We start from the raw sequence: 16426 nt of genomic DNA on the forward strand, positions 1-16426 counted from the left end.
GAAGATAACCATAAAATTGCTGCATCAAAAGACTGGTAGATTCATCATCTACGTTCCATAAACTAGTGCAGCTTAGCAAAAATAATCCACCAGTCACTTATGATCTTTAAAGCCCTTAAATTTCCAAACGAACGGCTTAGCAAAATGTTGATTAAAGTAATCAATAAAATTGAGAATTTTTTGGGATATTTCTTCAGTTGAACGGACAGTAATTCTTTTGAGTAAACGCCGGACTAAGATCGAAAACCAACACTCAATTTGATTAAGCCACGATGTATGTTTGGGAATATAAACAAAGCGAATTCGATGAGATTCATCTGATAAAAAATCTGCTCTGCTGTCCATAGATTGCAAAATCCCCTCCTTTCCTTTTCTCCCCAAATCAATAGTAATTCCACAGCTTTCTGCTACTAATTTGACTAAGCTTTCCGATTTATGAGTGTTGAGTTGATCTACAATAAAAATCCATTCTGCTTTTTCATCAATCTTAATCGTTCTCTGGATATGTTCAGAAAAATCTTGTTCTGTTCTTGTCGGTCCAATAGAGGGACTAACAACTTTTCCTCTTGCCACATCCCAGTTCGCAATCAAGCTTAAAGTTCCGTGTCTTTCATATTCAAATTCGATTTTTTCTACTTGTTTAGGCTTGATTTTTTTGTTCGGAAATAATCTCTCAAGAGCTTGAATCCCTGTCATTTCATCTGTACTAATTAAATGAATTCCTTGTTCTAACAAAGTTTTAGCTTCTTGATGAAGTTCACAGATATATTTGACTTGCTTTTTAAATTTTAAGGGATCATCAATTTTGGCATTTAACCAGTAACGAACGAGATGTGGTTGTAATGTCGCTTCTTTTTAAAAAACGCCCCACACTACGGGGGGAAATCTTTTCGACAATTCCTCTTTTTATGGCTTCATCCGCCAACTCTGAAGGTGTCCAATGGCTCACTGGTCTGTCTGATTTTTCACATTCTTCACAAGCGATCGCTACAATCTGGACTACTTGTTCGACCGTAAAGGATTTTGTTGTTCCAGGTCTTGGGCGATCGCTTAAAATTCCTTTGATCAAGACCATTAATGCTTTCTCCGTTACCTGTTGTTCTTCGGCGGCACTCAGTTTTTCTCTCTCCTCAAACCATCGCGATCGCCACTGACGCACTTGTACTCGGTCTAATTCTAATCTTCGACTAATCGAACTATTGCTCTCTCCTGATGCTGCGGCTAAGATTAGCCTTAGAAAAGGGAGAAGGGGAGATAATACATCTAGGAGGAAGAAAGAGGGTTTCTCGTTATGAATTTGGGAATTTAATGGCAGAAGTATTTAACTTTTCTCAAGACTTAATTACGCCTTGTTTACAGAAAGATGTCGTAATGGCTGCACCGCGATCGCCTGATACTTCTTTAGATAGTTCAAAAGCATTTCAATTAGGTTATCAACCCTTATCTTTAAGAGAAGAATTAGAACAATTAAAGAACAAAATATAAAAAGAATAAGATTACTGCTTTATGGATCATTTAGTCTTCTATCAAGTCATATCCGTCCAATTTGAGATTATTTTCTTGTAAAAATTTTAACCAACCTTGCAAGCGGTTTACTTGATGATAATCATCTAATAAACCTAATTCTTGTTCTTTCTCGGTTAATTCTTTAAAGGTTTCATACAAAGGATAATCAGGAGAAACTAAACTATCTTTGTAATGTAGAATGGGGGGATTTTCCTCTTCTTCATAATCAGAATGATTAACCCGTAAATTATTTAATTGAATTTGCATCCGACTATGAAGAATGGGGTGAGGATTGTCATCAAAATCAGGATAATATAAATAGGTAATCTTAGGAATACGCCAAGAAAATTGGATGACATTCGCTTCTTCTAATCTTCCCACTGTGCGACTAGCGCAACCTTCATATAAACGTAATAAAGGTTCTAATTTTTCTAAGACACTAATATGAATTAGTAGGGAATTTTTAAGTTTTCTTCCGAGAGTTTGTTTTTGGCAAAGTTGAGCTATTATTTCTAAGTTTCCTACCTGATATAACATAGCATCAGCCATAACACAGGCACTATTATAGCTACCAAATAAAGACTTAATATCTTGCTTAACCTCTGGAGACAATTCTCGCATTTTTGGACGGCGATCGAATTGACTTAAGGCCAGATATAACAATAAATCTTGACGACGTTTTTCTGTAATCATATCCCAATCATCTTCGTAAGTAACTTGTAAAACAACCTTAAAGGCTTGACGAAAACTTCTAAATTCCTCTTTTAATTGTACCTCATTTCGTAACTCTCCTTTAGCGGGTAATCTTCCTCGTTCGGTATAAAATTCCATTAAAGGTTGTAGGAGGTGTTCATAGTCTTCAAACCGTCTTACTTTGGTTATTAATCTTGGTGTTTTTGCCCGAGAATGAAAGCGAGATGCACGGAATTTTTGTGCTTCCATTTCATCCCGAAAGACTAAATAAATACCTAATCCTATGGGAATAGAATCAACCTCTAAGACTTGATCGATGTAAAATTTTAGTTCTTCTTGTTCATAATATTTTTGGAAAGTATTTCTACTGGTAATAATGCCATCGCCATAGGCAATAACTCCTCTATCTCTATCATCGATCAAAACCTGTGCAGAAACAATTAAAACTTTATTAGTTAATTGCCAAGCATTTAGTAAAGCTTCTCGTCTCTCGTTAATATCTTCAACAACATTAATCACATAACCTAAGTTAACAATATCAGCGATCCTTTTGTGATTATCGGGGCAATAATAAGGGTCCCATCCTTGACTTTTATAACCCGCTGCTGCGATCCTTTCTACTTCACCTCCGTAACCACATCCATAGTCAAAAAAGGTAGTTTCTTCATCAAATAATAATAAGTCTAAGGCTAGACGTACAGGACGAGAAAAGGCATTTCTAACAATAGCTGCTTTATGCCTTTCGATTTGAATAGTAAAGGTTTTTTGAGGAAAAAGAGGACAATCGCAAGCTAAATAATGTCCCTCAAAAATAATCCGTTTACGATTTAGTCTTTTTTCCCATTGTTCTTTAGTACCGATAGGTACATTTAAGCTTAATAAGTCTAATTCTTCCTCCATATTAGTTAAGTGGGAGAAGGTTTCGTATTGTGGATAATCAAGGGTAATAAAGCTTTCTTTTCTATGTAGTATTGGAGGATTTTTCTGATTTTTATAGTTCCAATAACTAACCTTCTCTGTATCTAGATTAACCACGATACTTAAGGTTAATGCAGGATGAGGATCGCTATCAAAGTCTGGATAAAATAAATAGGAAATAGTGGGTCTATCTATAGCGAATTTAATAATTGTTGCGCCTTCAATTTTCTCGGTTAGCCTTGCTTTTTTTTCGTATTCTTGTAGTATTATCTCAAGAGAATCAATGGCACTGATATGAACGTATAAAGCAGTTGGTAACTGTTTACCAATGGGACTTTTTTTACAACAGGTAACAATTTCGCTAAAGTAATCAGTGGTTAAAAACATAAGATATTTTGGATAATAGCCTAAACTCAGACAAGAGCATTATTCCGATAAGTCTCCAAACTGTTGACGATATTTTTCTAACATAGCTTCCATTTCAGATAACTTTTGTTTTTCCTGTTGTAATTCAGTTTCTTTTTCTTGTAATTCAGTTTCTTTTTCTTGTAAAGCTGTTGCTAATTCTTCAGGAATCAATAATTTTTTTCCCGTGTCTTCTCTATAAAAACCTATTAACTGGCCTTCAACTTTTAATTGTAACTGTAAAGGCTCACTACGATTATCTTCAATTACTTCGTAAACAGTATTGCGTAAACGATAACCTTTTAATTGTTCGGGAATCCATTCTCCTTTAGGATCAAATAACCAATATTCTTTAACCCCTAATTGCTCGTATAATGTCTTTTTAAACTCTTGATCTTGATTTTTTGTTCCTGGTGATGTCATCTCAAAAATAACTTGAGGAACTTCTTTTTCTTCCCAAATTTTATAATTATCTCTTCCTCCTGGTTCTACATTAAAGATTACCATAACATCAGGAGCTACTCGCATTCTTGGTAGTCCTTGACTATAGTACATAAATTGATTAGCTAAAACAGTCCCTTGCTGTCCTGATAAATACTGTTTGAGGACTTCTAGGGTGGTTAAAATAGCGTATAAGTGAATATAGGTTTCTGCCACAGGTTCTCCGTCTGAACTAGGATAAATAATATCAGTTTTTGCCACTGTTTCTAACATAAACTTAAGACCCTCATGGTGTTATTTTTTGTCTTATTAATATTGTACGCAAAAATGCTCAATATAGAGTAGTCAGGGGTGCATCAATCTTTTACAATTAGATTTGATTACAATAATTCACCAAATAAGCAATCTGGCCATGGATGATCGTAAAAAGCGTATTCTCGAACACTTAAAACAGAGTGGTGATGGAACTGCCTACATTTCCCCTAAAAAGACCTCTCAACAGACACCAGCCCCAGAACCCACTCCAGAAAAAACTCCAGAACCCACTCCAGAAACTACTTCAGAACAAAAGACATCTCCAGAACCATTACCCGTCTCAAAACCTATGGTCAAAGATGACCGTAAGCAAAAAATTATGGCTCATGTCAAGAGTAGTAGTGCTAACTTTGGCAAATTCTCTCTAGAAGATGATAGCAAGAAAAAGAAAATTGAGGAGCATATTCGCAAAAGTTTAAGTTAAAAATTGGTATAGGGGTTATTCAAGAAGTGGAAAGTGGGAAGTGGAAAGTTGAAATCAGTCAGTAAATTATTCTACTGAAATAACATAAAAATTCACCTTTTTTGATTCTAACTTCTGACTGCTCACTTCTGAAAAACTACTTCTAAATTAGACTGATTTACCCCCAGACTACCCATTTTATTGACTTTTATAATTTTTACCAGTACTATCACCAATTTTTATATAGGGTTTCTCGGACTCATGAGGTACACTTAATATCGAGCCTCCGAACTCCGAACTCCGAACTCCTAAAACTAGAAAACTCTGTACCTCACAAGTATGAGAAGTGCTATATACTCTTATTTTTAACATACCATTATTTATTGCTATACATTATTAGATTCCAGAGTTGCCATAATTTTTAAATCATATAAGTCTTCAAAAACAACTTTTTTATAATCTAAATTCCATAGTTCTAAGGAACAATCATCTTTAGTGTTGGAGGGAATAAGATGTAAATGTAGTTTTTGATATTCTTGGTCATACTTACAATGAACATCTTTTATTGCTCCAATGTTACGACGATCTAAAGCAACAGCAAGGCGTAAAATTGCGCTTAAATGTTTAATCTGTTTACGGTAATTATCGGGTAGTTTGCTATAAGCAGTATGTTTTTTCTTGGGTGTACTTTTTCGGTGATAACGGGCGATATTAGCAATGGTTTCAATTTCCATTTCTGTAAAGCCTAATAGTTCTGCATGACGAATCAAATAATAAGAGTGTTTATGATGAGATGAATGACTAATATAAACTCCACAATTATGTAAAATAGCTGCTGACCACAATAATTCTCGTTCGGGTTTTCCCCAGTTATGAAGCGTCCCTAATAATTGGTCAAATAAACTAACGGCAAAACCTGCAACTTGCTCGCCATAACCAAGATCAACTTTATATTTTCGAGCAATTTTATAAACACTTCTTTGACGGACTTCCGTTTGAAAACTTAATCTATTTTCGATTAAACCATTATTTAACATCCAATCAACAATCATTCCTTCTCTTAATGCCCTTTCACAAATAGTAATTGTCTCTAGATTTAACATAGTCATAGCTTCTAAAATAATAACCGCACCAGCAACAATAATTTCTGCTCTTTTTTCGGACATTCCTGAGAGATTAACCCGTTCTTCGTAGGTCAAAGAAACAAATTGCTTGACCATATCTTTGAGGTCTTGACGACTCATTTGATACCCTTGTAAGGGACTGGGCAATTCTCCCAAAGTTTGCATAGCATGAAGGGCAACCAAAGTTTCAATGGTTCCTGATGTGCCGACTGCTTGAGGTATTTCCCCTGGTTTCAGTTTCCGTTTAACTTCATCAATAGGCCGCTCTAACATTCCTCGTACATAAGCCTGTAAATAGGTTAATTCTTTCTCGTCGATGGGATCAGTGCTGATCAACTCATTAGTGAGACGGACAGCCCCTACTTTCGTACTGCTCAAAAATCGGGGTTCTTGGGAATCAGCCAGAACAATTTCCGTGGAACCGCCGCCAATATCAATGATAACGTGGGGTTTTTCCTGAAAATCCATCCCCGATAACACCCCCAAATAGATGCGACGGGCTTCTTCATACCCAGAAATTAAATTGATAGTGATGCCAACTTCTGCTTGTACCTGCCAAATAAAGTCCAACCCATTGGGGGCTTCTCTAGTGGCACTGGTGGCGGCAGCGATGATATGTTCTACATTGAAACTCTCCGCTAAGTCTTTACATCGTCGTAAAGAAGCTAGGGAACGCTTGATGGCTGCTTCGCTCAAGTTCCCTGTTTTGGGTTCTCGCTCTCCTAAACGGACGGTATCCTTTTCCCGTGAAATAATGGTAAAAGCAGGGAGGGTTTTATCAACTTCCACAATTACCATGTGAATAGAGTTGGTACCAATATCAATGGCTGCTATGGTACAAGTTTCTTCAGACATTCTCTTTTTTGATGGAAAGTTGCTGTTAAGCATTGAACTCAAAGACTCTAAAATAATAAGTGTTTGTCTGTTGTTATTATTGATCAAAAAAGGTTTGGCTATGACAACCATTGCTATTATTCCGGCTCGTGGAGGCTCAAAAGGGGTTCCCCGTAAAAATATTCGTCTTTTGGCAGGGAAACCCTTAATTGCTCATTCTATCGAGGATGCTCAAGAGTCTACCTCGGTTGATCAAGTGTATGTTTCCACGGATGATACCGAAATTGCCAGTATTTCTGCTGAATATGGCGCAAAAATTATCCAGCGTCCGGCTGATTTGGCTAATCCCGCATTTCTCACAAACTGATCAGTAATCAGCTAGAGGTTAGATGTGGCTTATTTTTCAAGCGATCGCTTAAAATGGCACACTGTTATTTTTTACTCGCCCCTCAAATCAAGGTTAAACTCAGACTACATAATGGTTTGAAGTTTAGCGATCGCAGAATTTGTGAGAAATGCGGGTAATGATACGGCATCCTCTGAGTCTGCTTTAATTCATAGTCTACAAGCATTAGAAGCTCAAAATATTAATCCAGATTTATTGGTATTTTTACAATGTACATCTCCTATTAGGACTGGTGCAGAAATTGATCAGGCGATCGCTAAACTAAAAGCAGAGGAAGGTGACTCTCTGGTATCGGTTTCCCCGTCTCATCGGTTTCTCTGGGAAGAAGTTAACGGGGTTGCTAAGTCTATTAATTACGATTATCGTCATCGTCCCCGTCGTCAAAATATGAACCCCCAATATGTGGAAAATGGCTCTATTTATGTGTTTAAACCGTGGGTACTCAAAGAAAACAAAAACCGACTAGGGGGCAAAATATCTCTCTATGTTATGAGTGAAATAGCTGCGGTGGAAATTGATTCAGAAGAAGATTTTCAGATGATAGAATTTTTTATGAGTTAGGAGTTAGGAGTTAGGAGTTATGGGTATGGAAATTTTAGTGATTAGTAATGGCCATGGAGAAGATGTTATTGCTGTGTCTATTGCTGAAGCATTGAGACAGTTTCCCGAGATTACTAAGATTTCTGCATTACCCTTAGTCGGGAAAGGTTACGCCTACGAAAAAGCCAATATTCCCATCATTGGCACGGTTAAAACTATGCCATCGGGAGGGTTTAATCAAGATATTAAGCAAATGGGGCGTGATCTCAATGATGGATTATTAACCCTTACTTATCATCAATATCAAATCATTAAACAATGGGGAAAAAATGGGGGCAAAATTTTAGCAGTGGGTGACATTCTTCCCCTCTTGTTTGCCTGGTTAAGTGGGGGTGAGTTTGCCTTTGTGGGAACTGCTAAATCAGAATATTATCTACGAGATGAAACAGGGTGGTTAGCTTCTACATCCCTTCTTGAACGTTGGCTAGGATCGATGTATTTTCCTTGGGAACGCTGGTTAATGAATCGTTCCGCTTGTTGCGGTGTTTTTGTGAGAGATAGCCTTACTGCTAAAATTTTAGGGGAATTCTCGATCCCTGTTTATGACTTAGGCAATCCGATGATGGATCATTTTTCGGTGAACCCATCTCTAACTTTTCCCCCAGAAACTGAACCTTTAATCATTCTTTTATTACCCGGTTCAAGAATGCCAGAAGCCCAAAATAATTGGCAATTAATTCTGCAAGCTGTTGATAGTATTAAAGCAGTTTTTTCTCAGCGATCACTATTATTTTTAGCAGCTATTACCCCTAGTTTCAATTCTATTCCTTTTCAAGAGGATTTGGTGGATAATAGTTGGCAAAAAGAATGGATAAACACTTATAATTTATCAATCCCAGATGAGCAAGGTATCTTATTTTCTCGGGAGCAAGAGAGATTAATTATTAGTCAACAAGCCTATCAAACTTGTTTACAATTGTCCCATATTGGTATTGCCATGGCCGGAACAGCTACAGAACAATTTGTGGGTTTAGGTAAACCCGTGATTAGCTTTCCTGGAAACGGTCCCCAGTTTACCCAAAAATTTGCCCAAAATCAAACCCGTCTTTTAGGCTGCTCTGTTACCTTAGTAGATAGACCCCAAGAAGTAGGACACACTTTAACTCAATTAATTAAAGATCCCAAAAAATTGAAAAATATTGCCGATAATGGTCAAAAACGCCTGGGAAAACCAGGAGCGGCACAAAGAATTGCTAATTGTGTGGTCAATGAATGTTTTAATTAATTATCCATTATCCATTGTCTTGATTGAGTAATTCTGCGATGGCCTGTTGTGGTATTTGAGTGTCATCGGGGAAGGTTTGACGGGAATCAGTAATTAACCAATCTAAGGCTGCTGCTTGTACATCAATAGCTGCACCTGTTTTATCAACACAATAGCGTCCAAACACCAACTTATCAAGTAAACGCACCCCCGGACCGAGACGAGAATATTCAAAAATAACGCTATTATCCACCGTTGCGCCGCTACAAACCCAACAATTAGGACCAATCATACTCGGACCAATAATGGTTGCCCCATCTTCAATATGAGTCATAGCACCAATATAAACCGGTCCTTGAATATTGACCTTATCCCAGTTAACCGATACGTTTAACCCTGTATAAATCCCTGGTTTAACTTCAATCCCAGGAATTTGGACATTTTTGATCTCCCTTGATAATACACCACGAACAGCGTGCCAATAATCGGGAACTTTGCCAATATCAACCCATTCAAAGTCCATATTAACCGCATAAAAAGGCGCACCCTTCTCCACCAACATAGGGAATAATTCACCACCGATATCATATTTCTGATTCGGGGGAATATAGTTCATAATTTCTGGTTCAAAGATATAAATCCCTGTATTAATATTAGTGCTGAGTGCCTCTTCGACGGAGGGTTTTTCTTGGAAGGTTTTAATTCTTCCCTCTTCGTCGCTTACCACTACCCCATAACTCGATACGCTTTCTTTGGGGACAGATTTAGTAATAATTGTAGCGATCGCCCCTTTATCCCTATGGTATTTAACGGCGGCGGTTAAATCTAAATCGATGAGAGCATCACCACATAAAACGATAAAGGTATCATCAAAAAAAGGATTAAAATCCTGAATGCGTCGTAACCCACCAGCCGACCCCAAGGCTTCACCGACTAAATCACCATCGACAATTTTGCCTTCAAAAGAATAGCCTATTTGTACGCCAAATCTTTGGCCATCACGGAAATAACCTTCAATTTCTTCGGCCAGATGGCTGACATTGACCATTATTTCATCAAAACCATGTTTTCGCAAAAGTTCCAGCAAAAACTCCATCACAGGTTTTTGCAAAATGGGAATTAACGGTTTAGGTATGGTATGGGTAATGGGACGGACGCGAGTTCCTTTCCCAGCGGCCAGAATCATGGCTTTCATTAATAATTTTTCCTCAATCTTCGCCAGAGATAGTTATGGTGACATAGCTTAGTTTACCATTAACTATTCCTAAATCCCGATAACGATTTGAAATCAGTTAGTGGTTAATGGATCAATAATATAACTCAAAGGACTTGAATAGTGAGGTCTTGATAAAATTCCTCTTGAGATAATTCGACTTTGGATTGAGATGAAAGGAGTAATAAGGCCCAAAACACCCCAACTCGGTCTTGTTTTTGTTCGCCGTCGTGGGGGGGGTTAATTTGATGCCATCGCTGTAATAAGTCGTCTAAATCCAATTTTCGTTCTATTTCGGGGGAGTTTGGCCACTGTTGGCCGAAAAAAACCTCTAATTGTTGGGCTAATTCCGTTAAATTTTCTTGGTGTGCCAATTGAGTCACCATTTTCATGGCTTCTCTTTGGGAATGGGGTTTAGGGGTTACCTTACGACGACGAGAGGGGGTGGCTGTTTCTATTTCTTGGGCAATTTCTTCTATATGAGTGATCAACTCTTGCAGGGTAACACGACGCTGACGAGGGGGTGGGGCAGCAGTTCGACGACGGAGATGTTTTTCTAGGTCGGAAATACGAAACGGTCTGTGTCCTTCTTCCGTCATTTCTTCTGGTTCGCAGGGAAATTCTTGCTCACTATCGTCCCTTTCTAGTTGTTCTAAAGAATCAGCTTTAAAACGGACTAGCATAGATGCCCATAAAAAAGCTTGACCTGATCTGGGTAAAGTGGCCTGTTCGTAAATGTTATCTCCATATTCGTTGATACCCAATTCATTCAAAAAGCGATCGATGACATCAATAACTTGAACATCCCAAGGATCGATTTCTCCCTGTTGGGCGAGGTTCATCAGGGTTTCGATAATTTCTGTGGCCTGATTGGTGTTGATGGGGTTTAAAGTGGGGCTATGGCTATTAGTCATGGGTGATTAAAATTTATCGGCTTGATAGGTGTAAAATTGCTGAAATACCCCTATAGTTCCAAATTCATAATTGGGAACTGGAGAGGGTAGAAGCAGTTCTGTTTCATAAACACTAAATAACAAATAATTTTGACGAATGGTTTTCTTGGCAATAACCTGCCTAATATGGGGCTTCCCCGTATCAACCAGGGTTTTGCAATGACTAGCGAGAAAACTAGCTAACCCTCCCGATGCTTGGGAACAAACTTCATACTTCAAATAGGTGGTGAGGGTATCTGTCGCATAACTTTCGTAATCTCTCTGCCCAGGGTTGGTTAATACCATGCTGGTGCCGAGGCCAATAAGACCGACTCCGCCAATAACTTTTACTATGTGTAGTATGTTCATGTCATTTTGCCATCACGATCAAGATTGAATTAATTTTAAATAAATTTTTCCGTTCAATTATAGCTTTGTTCTTCTGTGTCTGTTTTTTCCTTCTGCTGATGAAAGTTAAAATTCTTAATGAGCGAGAAAGTTCCATAGCTCGTATTCTCTTGAGAAATGATCAAACACTGATCACTCAAGCAGGTACTTTGCTGGCTATGCGTGGGGATATTGGGATCAATACTACTTTCCGTAGAAGTTCAGCTAAAGGTAATTCATCCAATGAAAGAACAATTGCTTCAGAATCCCTATTTTTAACAGAATTTCGTGGGTTAGACGATAAAAATGAGGTTTGGTTAGCTCCTGGGATGATTGGTAATATTGTTGTTCATACCATCAAAAACTATAAATTGGTGGTTGTTTCCTCTGCTTATCTGGCCTGCGATGGCACCATGACTCTATATTTTGGCATTCCAGAAATTAAATTTCCCTCTAAAAATCAGACTTTAACTTTATTAAGTCTCACAGGAGAAGGTGAAGTCTTACTCAAGGGGTTAGGTGCGATTTATTTGATTGATGTTCAAGAAGAATATTGGGTAAAGGTTGAACATTTAGTTGCTTTTGAAAATAGTTTAAAATATCAAGTAAAGCGACTTAAAGTAAAATGGTGGCAAAAACCCAAAGTCTTCATACAATTCACTGGGGAGGGCAAATTATACTGTCAAACCCATCAGGGACAAAAATGGGGACATTTAATCGCTAAAGAATTGAAATCTAAATAAATAAACAATGACCAGTTCTCCCCACCTTGAATATGAGATTAATAACGACCCAGAAGCTGCTTATTTAATGATTAAGTTAAAATCCTTAGAAAAAGCTTTTATTAAAATATCTAATCTAAACCTTAAAGATGCTTCCCTGGAAGTTGGTAAATCTGTTATTAGCGATTCTTTAGATTTACACTTAAATTTTCCCCTTACTTCTAATTTAAGTATTCATGAAATAACGGCTCCTAAATTACCTGGTAGTGTCTATCTGATTCCTGATATTCTTGGTTCTGTAGAATATCATATTTTAGATGAAACATCAGGAATAATTACGCAAATCTTTTCCTTTTTAGCCTGTAGTGAAAATGTTCAATTGAGAGTGATGTCATCTCCCGATATTAAACAATTTAGTCAAGGTGATTCCTTCTTTTTACATCTTTTGGGAAAAGGAGACCTCTGGCTAAATTATTATGGTAATATTCAGGAAATATCGGTTCAAGGGAACTATCTTATTAACCTCAGTTATGTAGTAGCTTTTCAAGATACACTTAACTATGAAATTCAACAGGTTGAGGGTTTATCTCTTGGGGGGTTACAAATAGGAACCGTGGGGGAACATAATCTATTTTGTCATTTTCAAGGAACCGGTAAAATCTGGATACAATCTCGTCATCTTTATGCCTTATTAATTTTTTTTGCACCTTTTGTTAATTAAAATCACTGTGATTTTTTGATGTATAATAAGAATGATGAGGAGAAAGACTTACTATGTTAGACATCGCTAAACTAGCAGGGAAAATTCCAGGAATTAGTCAACATTTTCAACAAGAAATGACCGCTAGTTGCCAACGTCTGGAACTGGCAAAAACAATCTTAAAAGAAGCAAAAAACCGACAAGAAGAACTTCTTGAAAGTTACGAAAAATGGCGCGATCGCCTCATTTTTTCTGCTGCTATTCCTATGGAACCTTTGGACACTCGCATAACAATTGTTCCTCCCCCTTACAGTCATAGCGTCTTTGCTACAGATGGCTCACAAATTTCTCCGTCTCACCACGAAATTGCCTATTGTTATTTGATTAATGTGGGACGGGTAATGCTTCATTATGGACAAAATTTACACCCTTTATTAGATAGTTTACCAGAGGTTTATTATCGTCCCGAAGACCTTTATATTTCGAGGCAATGGGGTATTCGTACCGATGAATGGTTAGGGTATCGTCGAACCGTCTTGGAGGCGCAATTTTTAGCGGAAATGGCCTGTAGTTGGGTTAAGCCCCCAGGGGCCCACCATGAACCCAATTTAGCCATGGTGGATGGCTCATTAGTCTATTGGTTTTTGGACGGTTTAGCCCATGATGCTCGTGATTTAATTTTATTCCCTATTCAAGAGGCTTGGGAACAATTACGGGCTGCTCGTATTCCTTTGATGGGTTATCTCAGTGCCTCCCGTAGCGTGGAAGGGGTCAACTTTTTACGTCTCCATAACTGCACCTTTGACACCCCAAACTGTACCATTAACTGTATGGATTTTGGGGAAGAAAAGGCCCCTTGTCAAGTGATCGAACCGTTGCGGGATACTACGTTATGGGGGGAAAGTCTGCAACCGGGACAACGAGGCCCTTTCTGGAAAAGTTCAGCCCGTATCCTCGATCTTTACGATGAATCGCAGCGCATCTATTTTTGTTACGTTAATGTGGGAACAGAAATCGCTAGGGTAGAGGTTCCGGCTTGGGTTTTTGAGGATCAAGAGTTGTTAAATCAGGCTTTGGGCATTATGTTAGCACAGGTAAGTAAGGGTTTTGGTTATCCTGTGGCCTTAGCTGAGTCCCATAACCAAGCAGTGATCCGAGGAGGCGATCGCATTCGTTTTTTTGCGTTATTGGAACAACAAATGATTCGGTTTGGTTTACAAAATGTAGGAACTTCTTATAAAGAAGCGAGAAAACGGGGCAGTATTGCTTAGAAGTATTTTAATTGTTACAACCTGAAAGGTTGTGTTACTGTTGATAGTTCTACCAAATTAATTCTAATTCTAAAACAAAATTGGGTAAGACATTTTCTCCTGATAAGGTGGTGGTATTATTTAAGATTTCTACTTGTTTATCTTTTCTATTAATTAACCACCCTAGTTTTGTCCCGTTTTCCATATATTCTTGCATCTTCTCTTGTAATGTTTTTAAGCTATCACTGGGAGAACGTAATTCAATTACAAAATCAGGACATAAAGGTAAGAACTTTTGACGTTGTTTTAACGTTAAATTATTCCACTGTTCTAAAGGTATCCAAGAAGCATCTGGGGAGCGATCAGCACCATTGGGAAGGGTAAAACCTCCAGAAGATTCAAAAACTTTACCTAGTTTATATTGTTTATTCCATAGTCTCAATTGAAAATTAATTTCAGAATTGCGATCGCTTGTTTCTCCTCCTGTTGGTGCCATAATTACCATATCTCCATTACTATTTCTTTCAAACCGTAAATCACGGTTATCTTGACAGAGTTTATAGAATTGTTCATTTGTCAGTTGACAAGAATCAAACTTAATTTCCAGAGGATTAATCATAACTTATTCACCTCAATGATCAAATCATAATTTAATGTTAGCAAATTAATTCTAAATTTAATCATTATCATTTCCATTTATTATAAATTTTTATATATTTTACTACGATGACCAATTTTAATGACCACAATTACTAAAATATTATTCTCAACCTGATAAATAATTCGATAGTCTCCTATTCTTATTCTTAACCTTCCATCTCCATTTTTGAGTTGTTTTGCGTCAGCAGGATAAGGATCTATTTTTAATCTTTCAAGTTTATTGCTGATTCGTTATTGAATGTTTCTGGGAAGTTTTTCAAGTTCTTTCTTAGCACTTTTCAGAAACTATATTCTATATTCTGTCATGTTTGAAATTATAATTCTAAATCTTGTTTTATATCTTCCCAGGAAACTCTTTCTTGATTGTCAGGATCTTTTTCCGCTATGATAGCATCTCGAACATCTAATAAGTCTTCTAACGTTTCTGTATCAATAACGGTTAATTTTCCTTGACTAATTTCTTGTAAAAGTTCATCAACAGATAAGTTGAACTGATCAGCAAGTTTGCTAATACCTGAGAGAATATCTTGAGATAAGGTAACTTGAATCATGAGAGTTTAAAAAAGTTATAATTAATAACAGTTTAGCACAATTATTTCTATAGAAATGCCAATTTTAAGCCTATAATTCAGGAACATATTGATATTCATAATTTTTAATTAATACTCCTATTACTTCCATTAATGATGCTAAGGAATCCGTTATAATCTCTGACAAGACCAATCCATAACCTCACTATCCATTGTTAACTCTCCTTCTGATATCGAAACATCGTATCGTGTAAAATAACTCGCGTCACTCCACTCTATCCTTATATTATTCGAGGACATAAAAGTGTAATTTCCCGTTGTTTGATAGGGCATATTTCTAGCCTCCCAAAAAGAGGTTGTTATCAAATCTCCATTATTATAGAATTCCCAAGTTCCTTGTGGTAAACCAATGTTTTCTTTTTCTGAGTCCACTCTATTACAATCCCATTTTCCTACTATCTCAGCTTGTAAAGGATAAGTAGGAGAAGGAGAAGGGGGTGACGAAACTGGTGAAGGAGAAGGTAATGGCGAAACTGGTGAAGAATTAGGATTAAGATTTTTGTTACAAGCAACGTAATTGCTCACCGCAATAAAGAATCTGTCTTGACAACATAAAGGTAAAATCGGGGATTTTTATGTATAGTGGGGGTTATGACCACAAATGCTACCATTGATTCAAAGCTAGTTAGAGCTATCGCCGATGAACAGTTGGCGAACAATGTCTTCATGATTGAGTGGCTAGTCAAGGCACAACAACAGTTATCTCTTCAACAAAGACTGATTGACCAGCAACAACAACAAATCTCTACACAACAGCAAGAAATTGAAAAATTGAAAGAAGAGAGAGATAAGCTAAAAAACCGTAACTCAAAAAACAGTTCAGTCCCCCCATCATCAGACCAACTAAAAAAGCCTTCTGACAAAAAGAAACGCAAAAAAGGATTTAAACGCGGACCAAAATATGACCACCTAGGGAAGACCCGTAATGGTTTTGGTCAGCCCGATAAGATAGTCCCTTTAGAACTAGAAAACTGTCCTGTTTGTGGGGGTTCAGTGGAACGAGATGAAGTAGTTCCCGAAAAAGTCCAGCAAGTGGCTGAAGTAGTAGACCAACCCATAGAAATCAGGGAATATCGTCGCGGATTCTATAAATGTCCTAGTTGTGGATGGTCAGATTACAGTC

Annotated in this window: 18 protein-coding genes and 2 pseudogenes; 9 read left to right on the forward strand and 11 right to left on the reverse strand. The window is 37.4% G+C overall.

Going from position 1 to position 16426, the window contains the following annotated elements:
* Positions 1–93: 93 nt before the first annotated feature.
* Both CWATDRAFT_RS21590 and CWATDRAFT_RS21595 read right to left on the reverse strand, forming a co-directional pair.
* Positions 94–735, reverse strand: a complete 642-nt coding sequence (locus CWATDRAFT_RS21590; protein WP_007307035.1) for a transposase — start codon at positions 733–735, stop codon at positions 94–96.
* 64 nt (positions 736–799) lie between these two features.
* Positions 800–1234: pseudogene (locus CWATDRAFT_RS21595) on the reverse strand (helix-turn-helix domain-containing protein); the annotation flags it as partial.
* Between CWATDRAFT_RS21595 and CWATDRAFT_RS21600 the strand changes: the two are divergent.
* A pseudogene (locus CWATDRAFT_RS21600) lies at positions 1222–1485 on the forward strand (sugar nucleotide-binding protein); the annotation flags it as partial. The pseudogenes CWATDRAFT_RS21595 and CWATDRAFT_RS21600 overlap by 13 nt on opposite strands.
* A gap of 30 nt (positions 1486–1515) precedes the next feature.
* Here CWATDRAFT_RS21600 and CWATDRAFT_RS21605 read toward each other — a convergent pair.
* Entirely contained in the window at positions 1516–3504 is a 1989-nt protein-coding gene (locus CWATDRAFT_RS21605; RefSeq protein ID WP_007307034.1) for a DNA phosphorothioation-associated putative methyltransferase, read from the reverse strand.
* A 39-nt stretch (positions 3505–3543) separates the two neighbouring features.
* Positions 3544–4236: a Uma2 family endonuclease gene (locus CWATDRAFT_RS21610; protein ID WP_007307033.1), complete on the reverse strand. Its 693-nt coding sequence runs from the start codon at positions 4234–4236 to the stop codon at positions 3544–3546.
* A gap of 139 nt (positions 4237–4375) precedes the next feature.
* Here CWATDRAFT_RS21610 and CWATDRAFT_RS21615 point away from each other — a divergent pair, with 139 nt between their 5' ends.
* Positions 4376–4702 (forward strand): hypothetical protein, encoded by a 327-nt coding sequence (locus CWATDRAFT_RS21615; protein ID WP_007307022.1) that lies wholly within the window; start codon positions 4376–4378, stop codon positions 4700–4702.
* A gap of 365 nt (positions 4703–5067) precedes the next feature.
* Here the strand turns inward: CWATDRAFT_RS21615 and CWATDRAFT_RS21620 are convergent, their stop codons facing one another.
* A complete protein-coding gene (locus CWATDRAFT_RS21620) occupies positions 5068–6660 on the reverse strand; it encodes a Ppx/GppA phosphatase family protein (protein ID WP_232287164.1) in 1593 nt (530 codons plus the stop codon).
* Here CWATDRAFT_RS21620 and CWATDRAFT_RS40240 point away from each other — a divergent pair.
* From CWATDRAFT_RS40240 to CWATDRAFT_RS21635, 3 genes are all read left to right on the forward strand, one after another.
* Positions 6638–7006, forward strand: a complete 369-nt coding sequence (locus CWATDRAFT_RS40240; protein WP_232287165.1) for an acylneuraminate cytidylyltransferase family protein — start codon at positions 6638–6640, stop codon at positions 7004–7006. The two genes, CWATDRAFT_RS21620 and CWATDRAFT_RS40240, sit on opposite strands and share 23 nt — an antisense overlap.
* 141 nt (positions 7007–7147) lie before the next feature.
* On the forward strand, positions 7148–7606 hold the full coding sequence (locus tag CWATDRAFT_RS32405) for an acylneuraminate cytidylyltransferase family protein (RefSeq protein ID WP_007307023.1): 459 nt from the start codon (positions 7148–7150) through the stop codon (positions 7604–7606).
* 25 nt (positions 7607–7631) lie between these two features.
* Positions 7632–8870: a lipid-A-disaccharide synthase-related protein gene (locus CWATDRAFT_RS21635; protein ID WP_007310429.1), complete on the forward strand. Its 1239-nt coding sequence runs from the start codon at positions 7632–7634 to the stop codon at positions 8868–8870.
* 7 nt (positions 8871–8877) lie between these two features.
* On the opposite strand, the gene CWATDRAFT_RS21640 is transcribed toward CWATDRAFT_RS21635, so the two are convergent.
* From CWATDRAFT_RS21640 to CWATDRAFT_RS21650, 3 genes are all read right to left on the reverse strand, one after another.
* Positions 8878–10044: a sugar phosphate nucleotidyltransferase gene (locus tag CWATDRAFT_RS21640; protein WP_007307031.1), complete on the reverse strand. Its 1167-nt coding sequence runs from the start codon at positions 10042–10044 to the stop codon at positions 8878–8880.
* Positions 10045–10169: 125 nt separating this feature from the next.
* Positions 10170–10976: a segregation/condensation protein A gene (locus CWATDRAFT_RS21645; protein ID WP_007307030.1), complete on the reverse strand. Its 807-nt coding sequence runs from the start codon at positions 10974–10976 to the stop codon at positions 10170–10172.
* A gap of 6 nt (positions 10977–10982) precedes the next feature.
* On the reverse strand, positions 10983–11363 hold the full coding sequence (locus tag CWATDRAFT_RS21650; RefSeq protein ID WP_007307029.1) for a DUF4359 domain-containing protein: 381 nt from the start codon (positions 11361–11363) through the stop codon (positions 10983–10985).
* A gap of 98 nt (positions 11364–11461) precedes the next feature.
* Here CWATDRAFT_RS21650 and CWATDRAFT_RS21655 point away from each other — a divergent pair, with 98 nt between their 5' ends.
* From CWATDRAFT_RS21655 to CWATDRAFT_RS21665, 3 genes are read left to right on the forward strand one after another with little or no spacing between them, the layout of a single operon-like run.
* Positions 11462–12124, forward strand: a complete 663-nt coding sequence (locus tag CWATDRAFT_RS21655; RefSeq protein WP_007307025.1) for a TIGR00266 family protein — start codon at positions 11462–11464, stop codon at positions 12122–12124.
* Positions 12125–12131: 7 nt separating this feature from the next.
* Positions 12132–12824, forward strand: a complete 693-nt coding sequence (locus CWATDRAFT_RS21660) for a TIGR00266 family protein (protein ID WP_007307026.1) — start codon at positions 12132–12134, stop codon at positions 12822–12824.
* Positions 12825–12877: 53 nt separating this feature from the next.
* Positions 12878–14074: a DNA double-strand break repair nuclease NurA gene (locus tag CWATDRAFT_RS21665; protein WP_007307027.1), complete on the forward strand. Its 1197-nt coding sequence runs from the start codon at positions 12878–12880 to the stop codon at positions 14072–14074.
* Positions 14075–14123: 49 nt separating this feature from the next.
* Here the strand turns inward: CWATDRAFT_RS21665 and CWATDRAFT_RS21670 are convergent, their stop codons facing one another.
* The 3 genes from CWATDRAFT_RS21670 to CWATDRAFT_RS21675 form a co-directional block, all read right to left on the reverse strand.
* Positions 14124–14672 carry a Uma2 family endonuclease gene (locus CWATDRAFT_RS21670; protein WP_007307028.1) on the reverse strand — a complete coding sequence of 183 codons (549 nt, stop codon included), beginning with the start codon at positions 14670–14672 and terminating at the stop codon, positions 14124–14126.
* A gap of 80 nt (positions 14673–14752) precedes the next feature.
* A complete protein-coding gene (locus CWATDRAFT_RS41935) occupies positions 14753–14941 on the reverse strand; it encodes a type II toxin-antitoxin system RelE family toxin (protein WP_197088023.1) in 189 nt (62 codons plus the stop codon).
* Positions 14942–15027: 86 nt separating this feature from the next.
* A complete protein-coding gene (locus CWATDRAFT_RS21675; RefSeq protein ID WP_007310424.1) occupies positions 15028–15264 on the reverse strand; it encodes a hypothetical protein in 237 nt (78 codons plus the stop codon).
* 621 nt (positions 15265–15885) lie between these two features.
* Between CWATDRAFT_RS21675 and CWATDRAFT_RS21685 the strand changes: the two genes are divergently transcribed.
* Positions 15886–16426, forward strand: a 541-nt coding sequence (locus tag CWATDRAFT_RS21685) for a DUF6444 domain-containing protein (protein ID WP_042712089.1), incomplete at its 3' end; no start/stop codon positions are given.

The sequence above is a fragment of the Crocosphaera watsonii WH 8501 genome, from assembly GCF_000167195.1.
GTDB classification, from domain to species: Bacteria; Cyanobacteriota; Cyanobacteriia; order Cyanobacteriales; family Microcystaceae; genus Crocosphaera; species Crocosphaera watsonii.

Bases quoted from the DNA above. Each gene is read 5' to 3' on its own strand.
- CWATDRAFT_RS21605 (WP_007307034.1), bottom strand. From the start codon at position 3,504: ATGTTTTTAACCACTGATTACTTTAGCGAAATTGTTACCTGTTGTAAA.
- CWATDRAFT_RS21610 (WP_007307033.1), bottom strand. From the start codon at position 4,236: ATGTTAGAAACAGTGGCAAAAACTGATATTATTTATCCTAGTTCAGAC.
- CWATDRAFT_RS21615 (WP_007307022.1), top strand. From the start codon at position 4,376: ATGGATGATCGTAAAAAGCGTATTCTCGAACACTTAAAACAGAGTGGT.
- CWATDRAFT_RS40240 (WP_232287165.1), top strand. From the start codon at position 6,638: ATGGTACAAGTTTCTTCAGACATTCTCTTTTTTGATGGAAAGTTGCTG.
- CWATDRAFT_RS21620 (WP_232287164.1), bottom strand. From the start codon at position 6,660: ATGTCTGAAGAAACTTGTACCATAGCAGCCATTGATATTGGTACCAAC.
- CWATDRAFT_RS21635 (WP_007310429.1), top strand. From the start codon at position 7,632: ATGGAAATTTTAGTGATTAGTAATGGCCATGGAGAAGATGTTATTGCT.
- CWATDRAFT_RS21640 (WP_007307031.1), bottom strand. From the start codon at position 10,044: ATGAAAGCCATGATTCTGGCCGCTGGGAAAGGAACTCGCGTCCGTCCC.
- CWATDRAFT_RS21645 (WP_007307030.1), bottom strand. From the start codon at position 10,976: ATGACTAATAGCCATAGCCCCACTTTAAACCCCATCAACACCAATCAG.
- CWATDRAFT_RS21650 (WP_007307029.1), bottom strand. From the start codon at position 11,363: ATGAACATACTACACATAGTAAAAGTTATTGGCGGAGTCGGTCTTATT.
- CWATDRAFT_RS21655 (WP_007307025.1), top strand. From the start codon at position 11,462: ATGAAAGTTAAAATTCTTAATGAGCGAGAAAGTTCCATAGCTCGTATT.
- CWATDRAFT_RS21660 (WP_007307026.1), top strand. From the start codon at position 12,132: ATGACCAGTTCTCCCCACCTTGAATATGAGATTAATAACGACCCAGAA.
- CWATDRAFT_RS21665 (WP_007307027.1), top strand. From the start codon at position 12,878: ATGTTAGACATCGCTAAACTAGCAGGGAAAATTCCAGGAATTAGTCAA.
- CWATDRAFT_RS21670 (WP_007307028.1), bottom strand. From the start codon at position 14,672: ATGATTAATCCTCTGGAAATTAAGTTTGATTCTTGTCAACTGACAAAT.
- CWATDRAFT_RS21675 (WP_007310424.1), bottom strand. From the start codon at position 15,264: ATGATTCAAGTTACCTTATCTCAAGATATTCTCTCAGGTATTAGCAAA.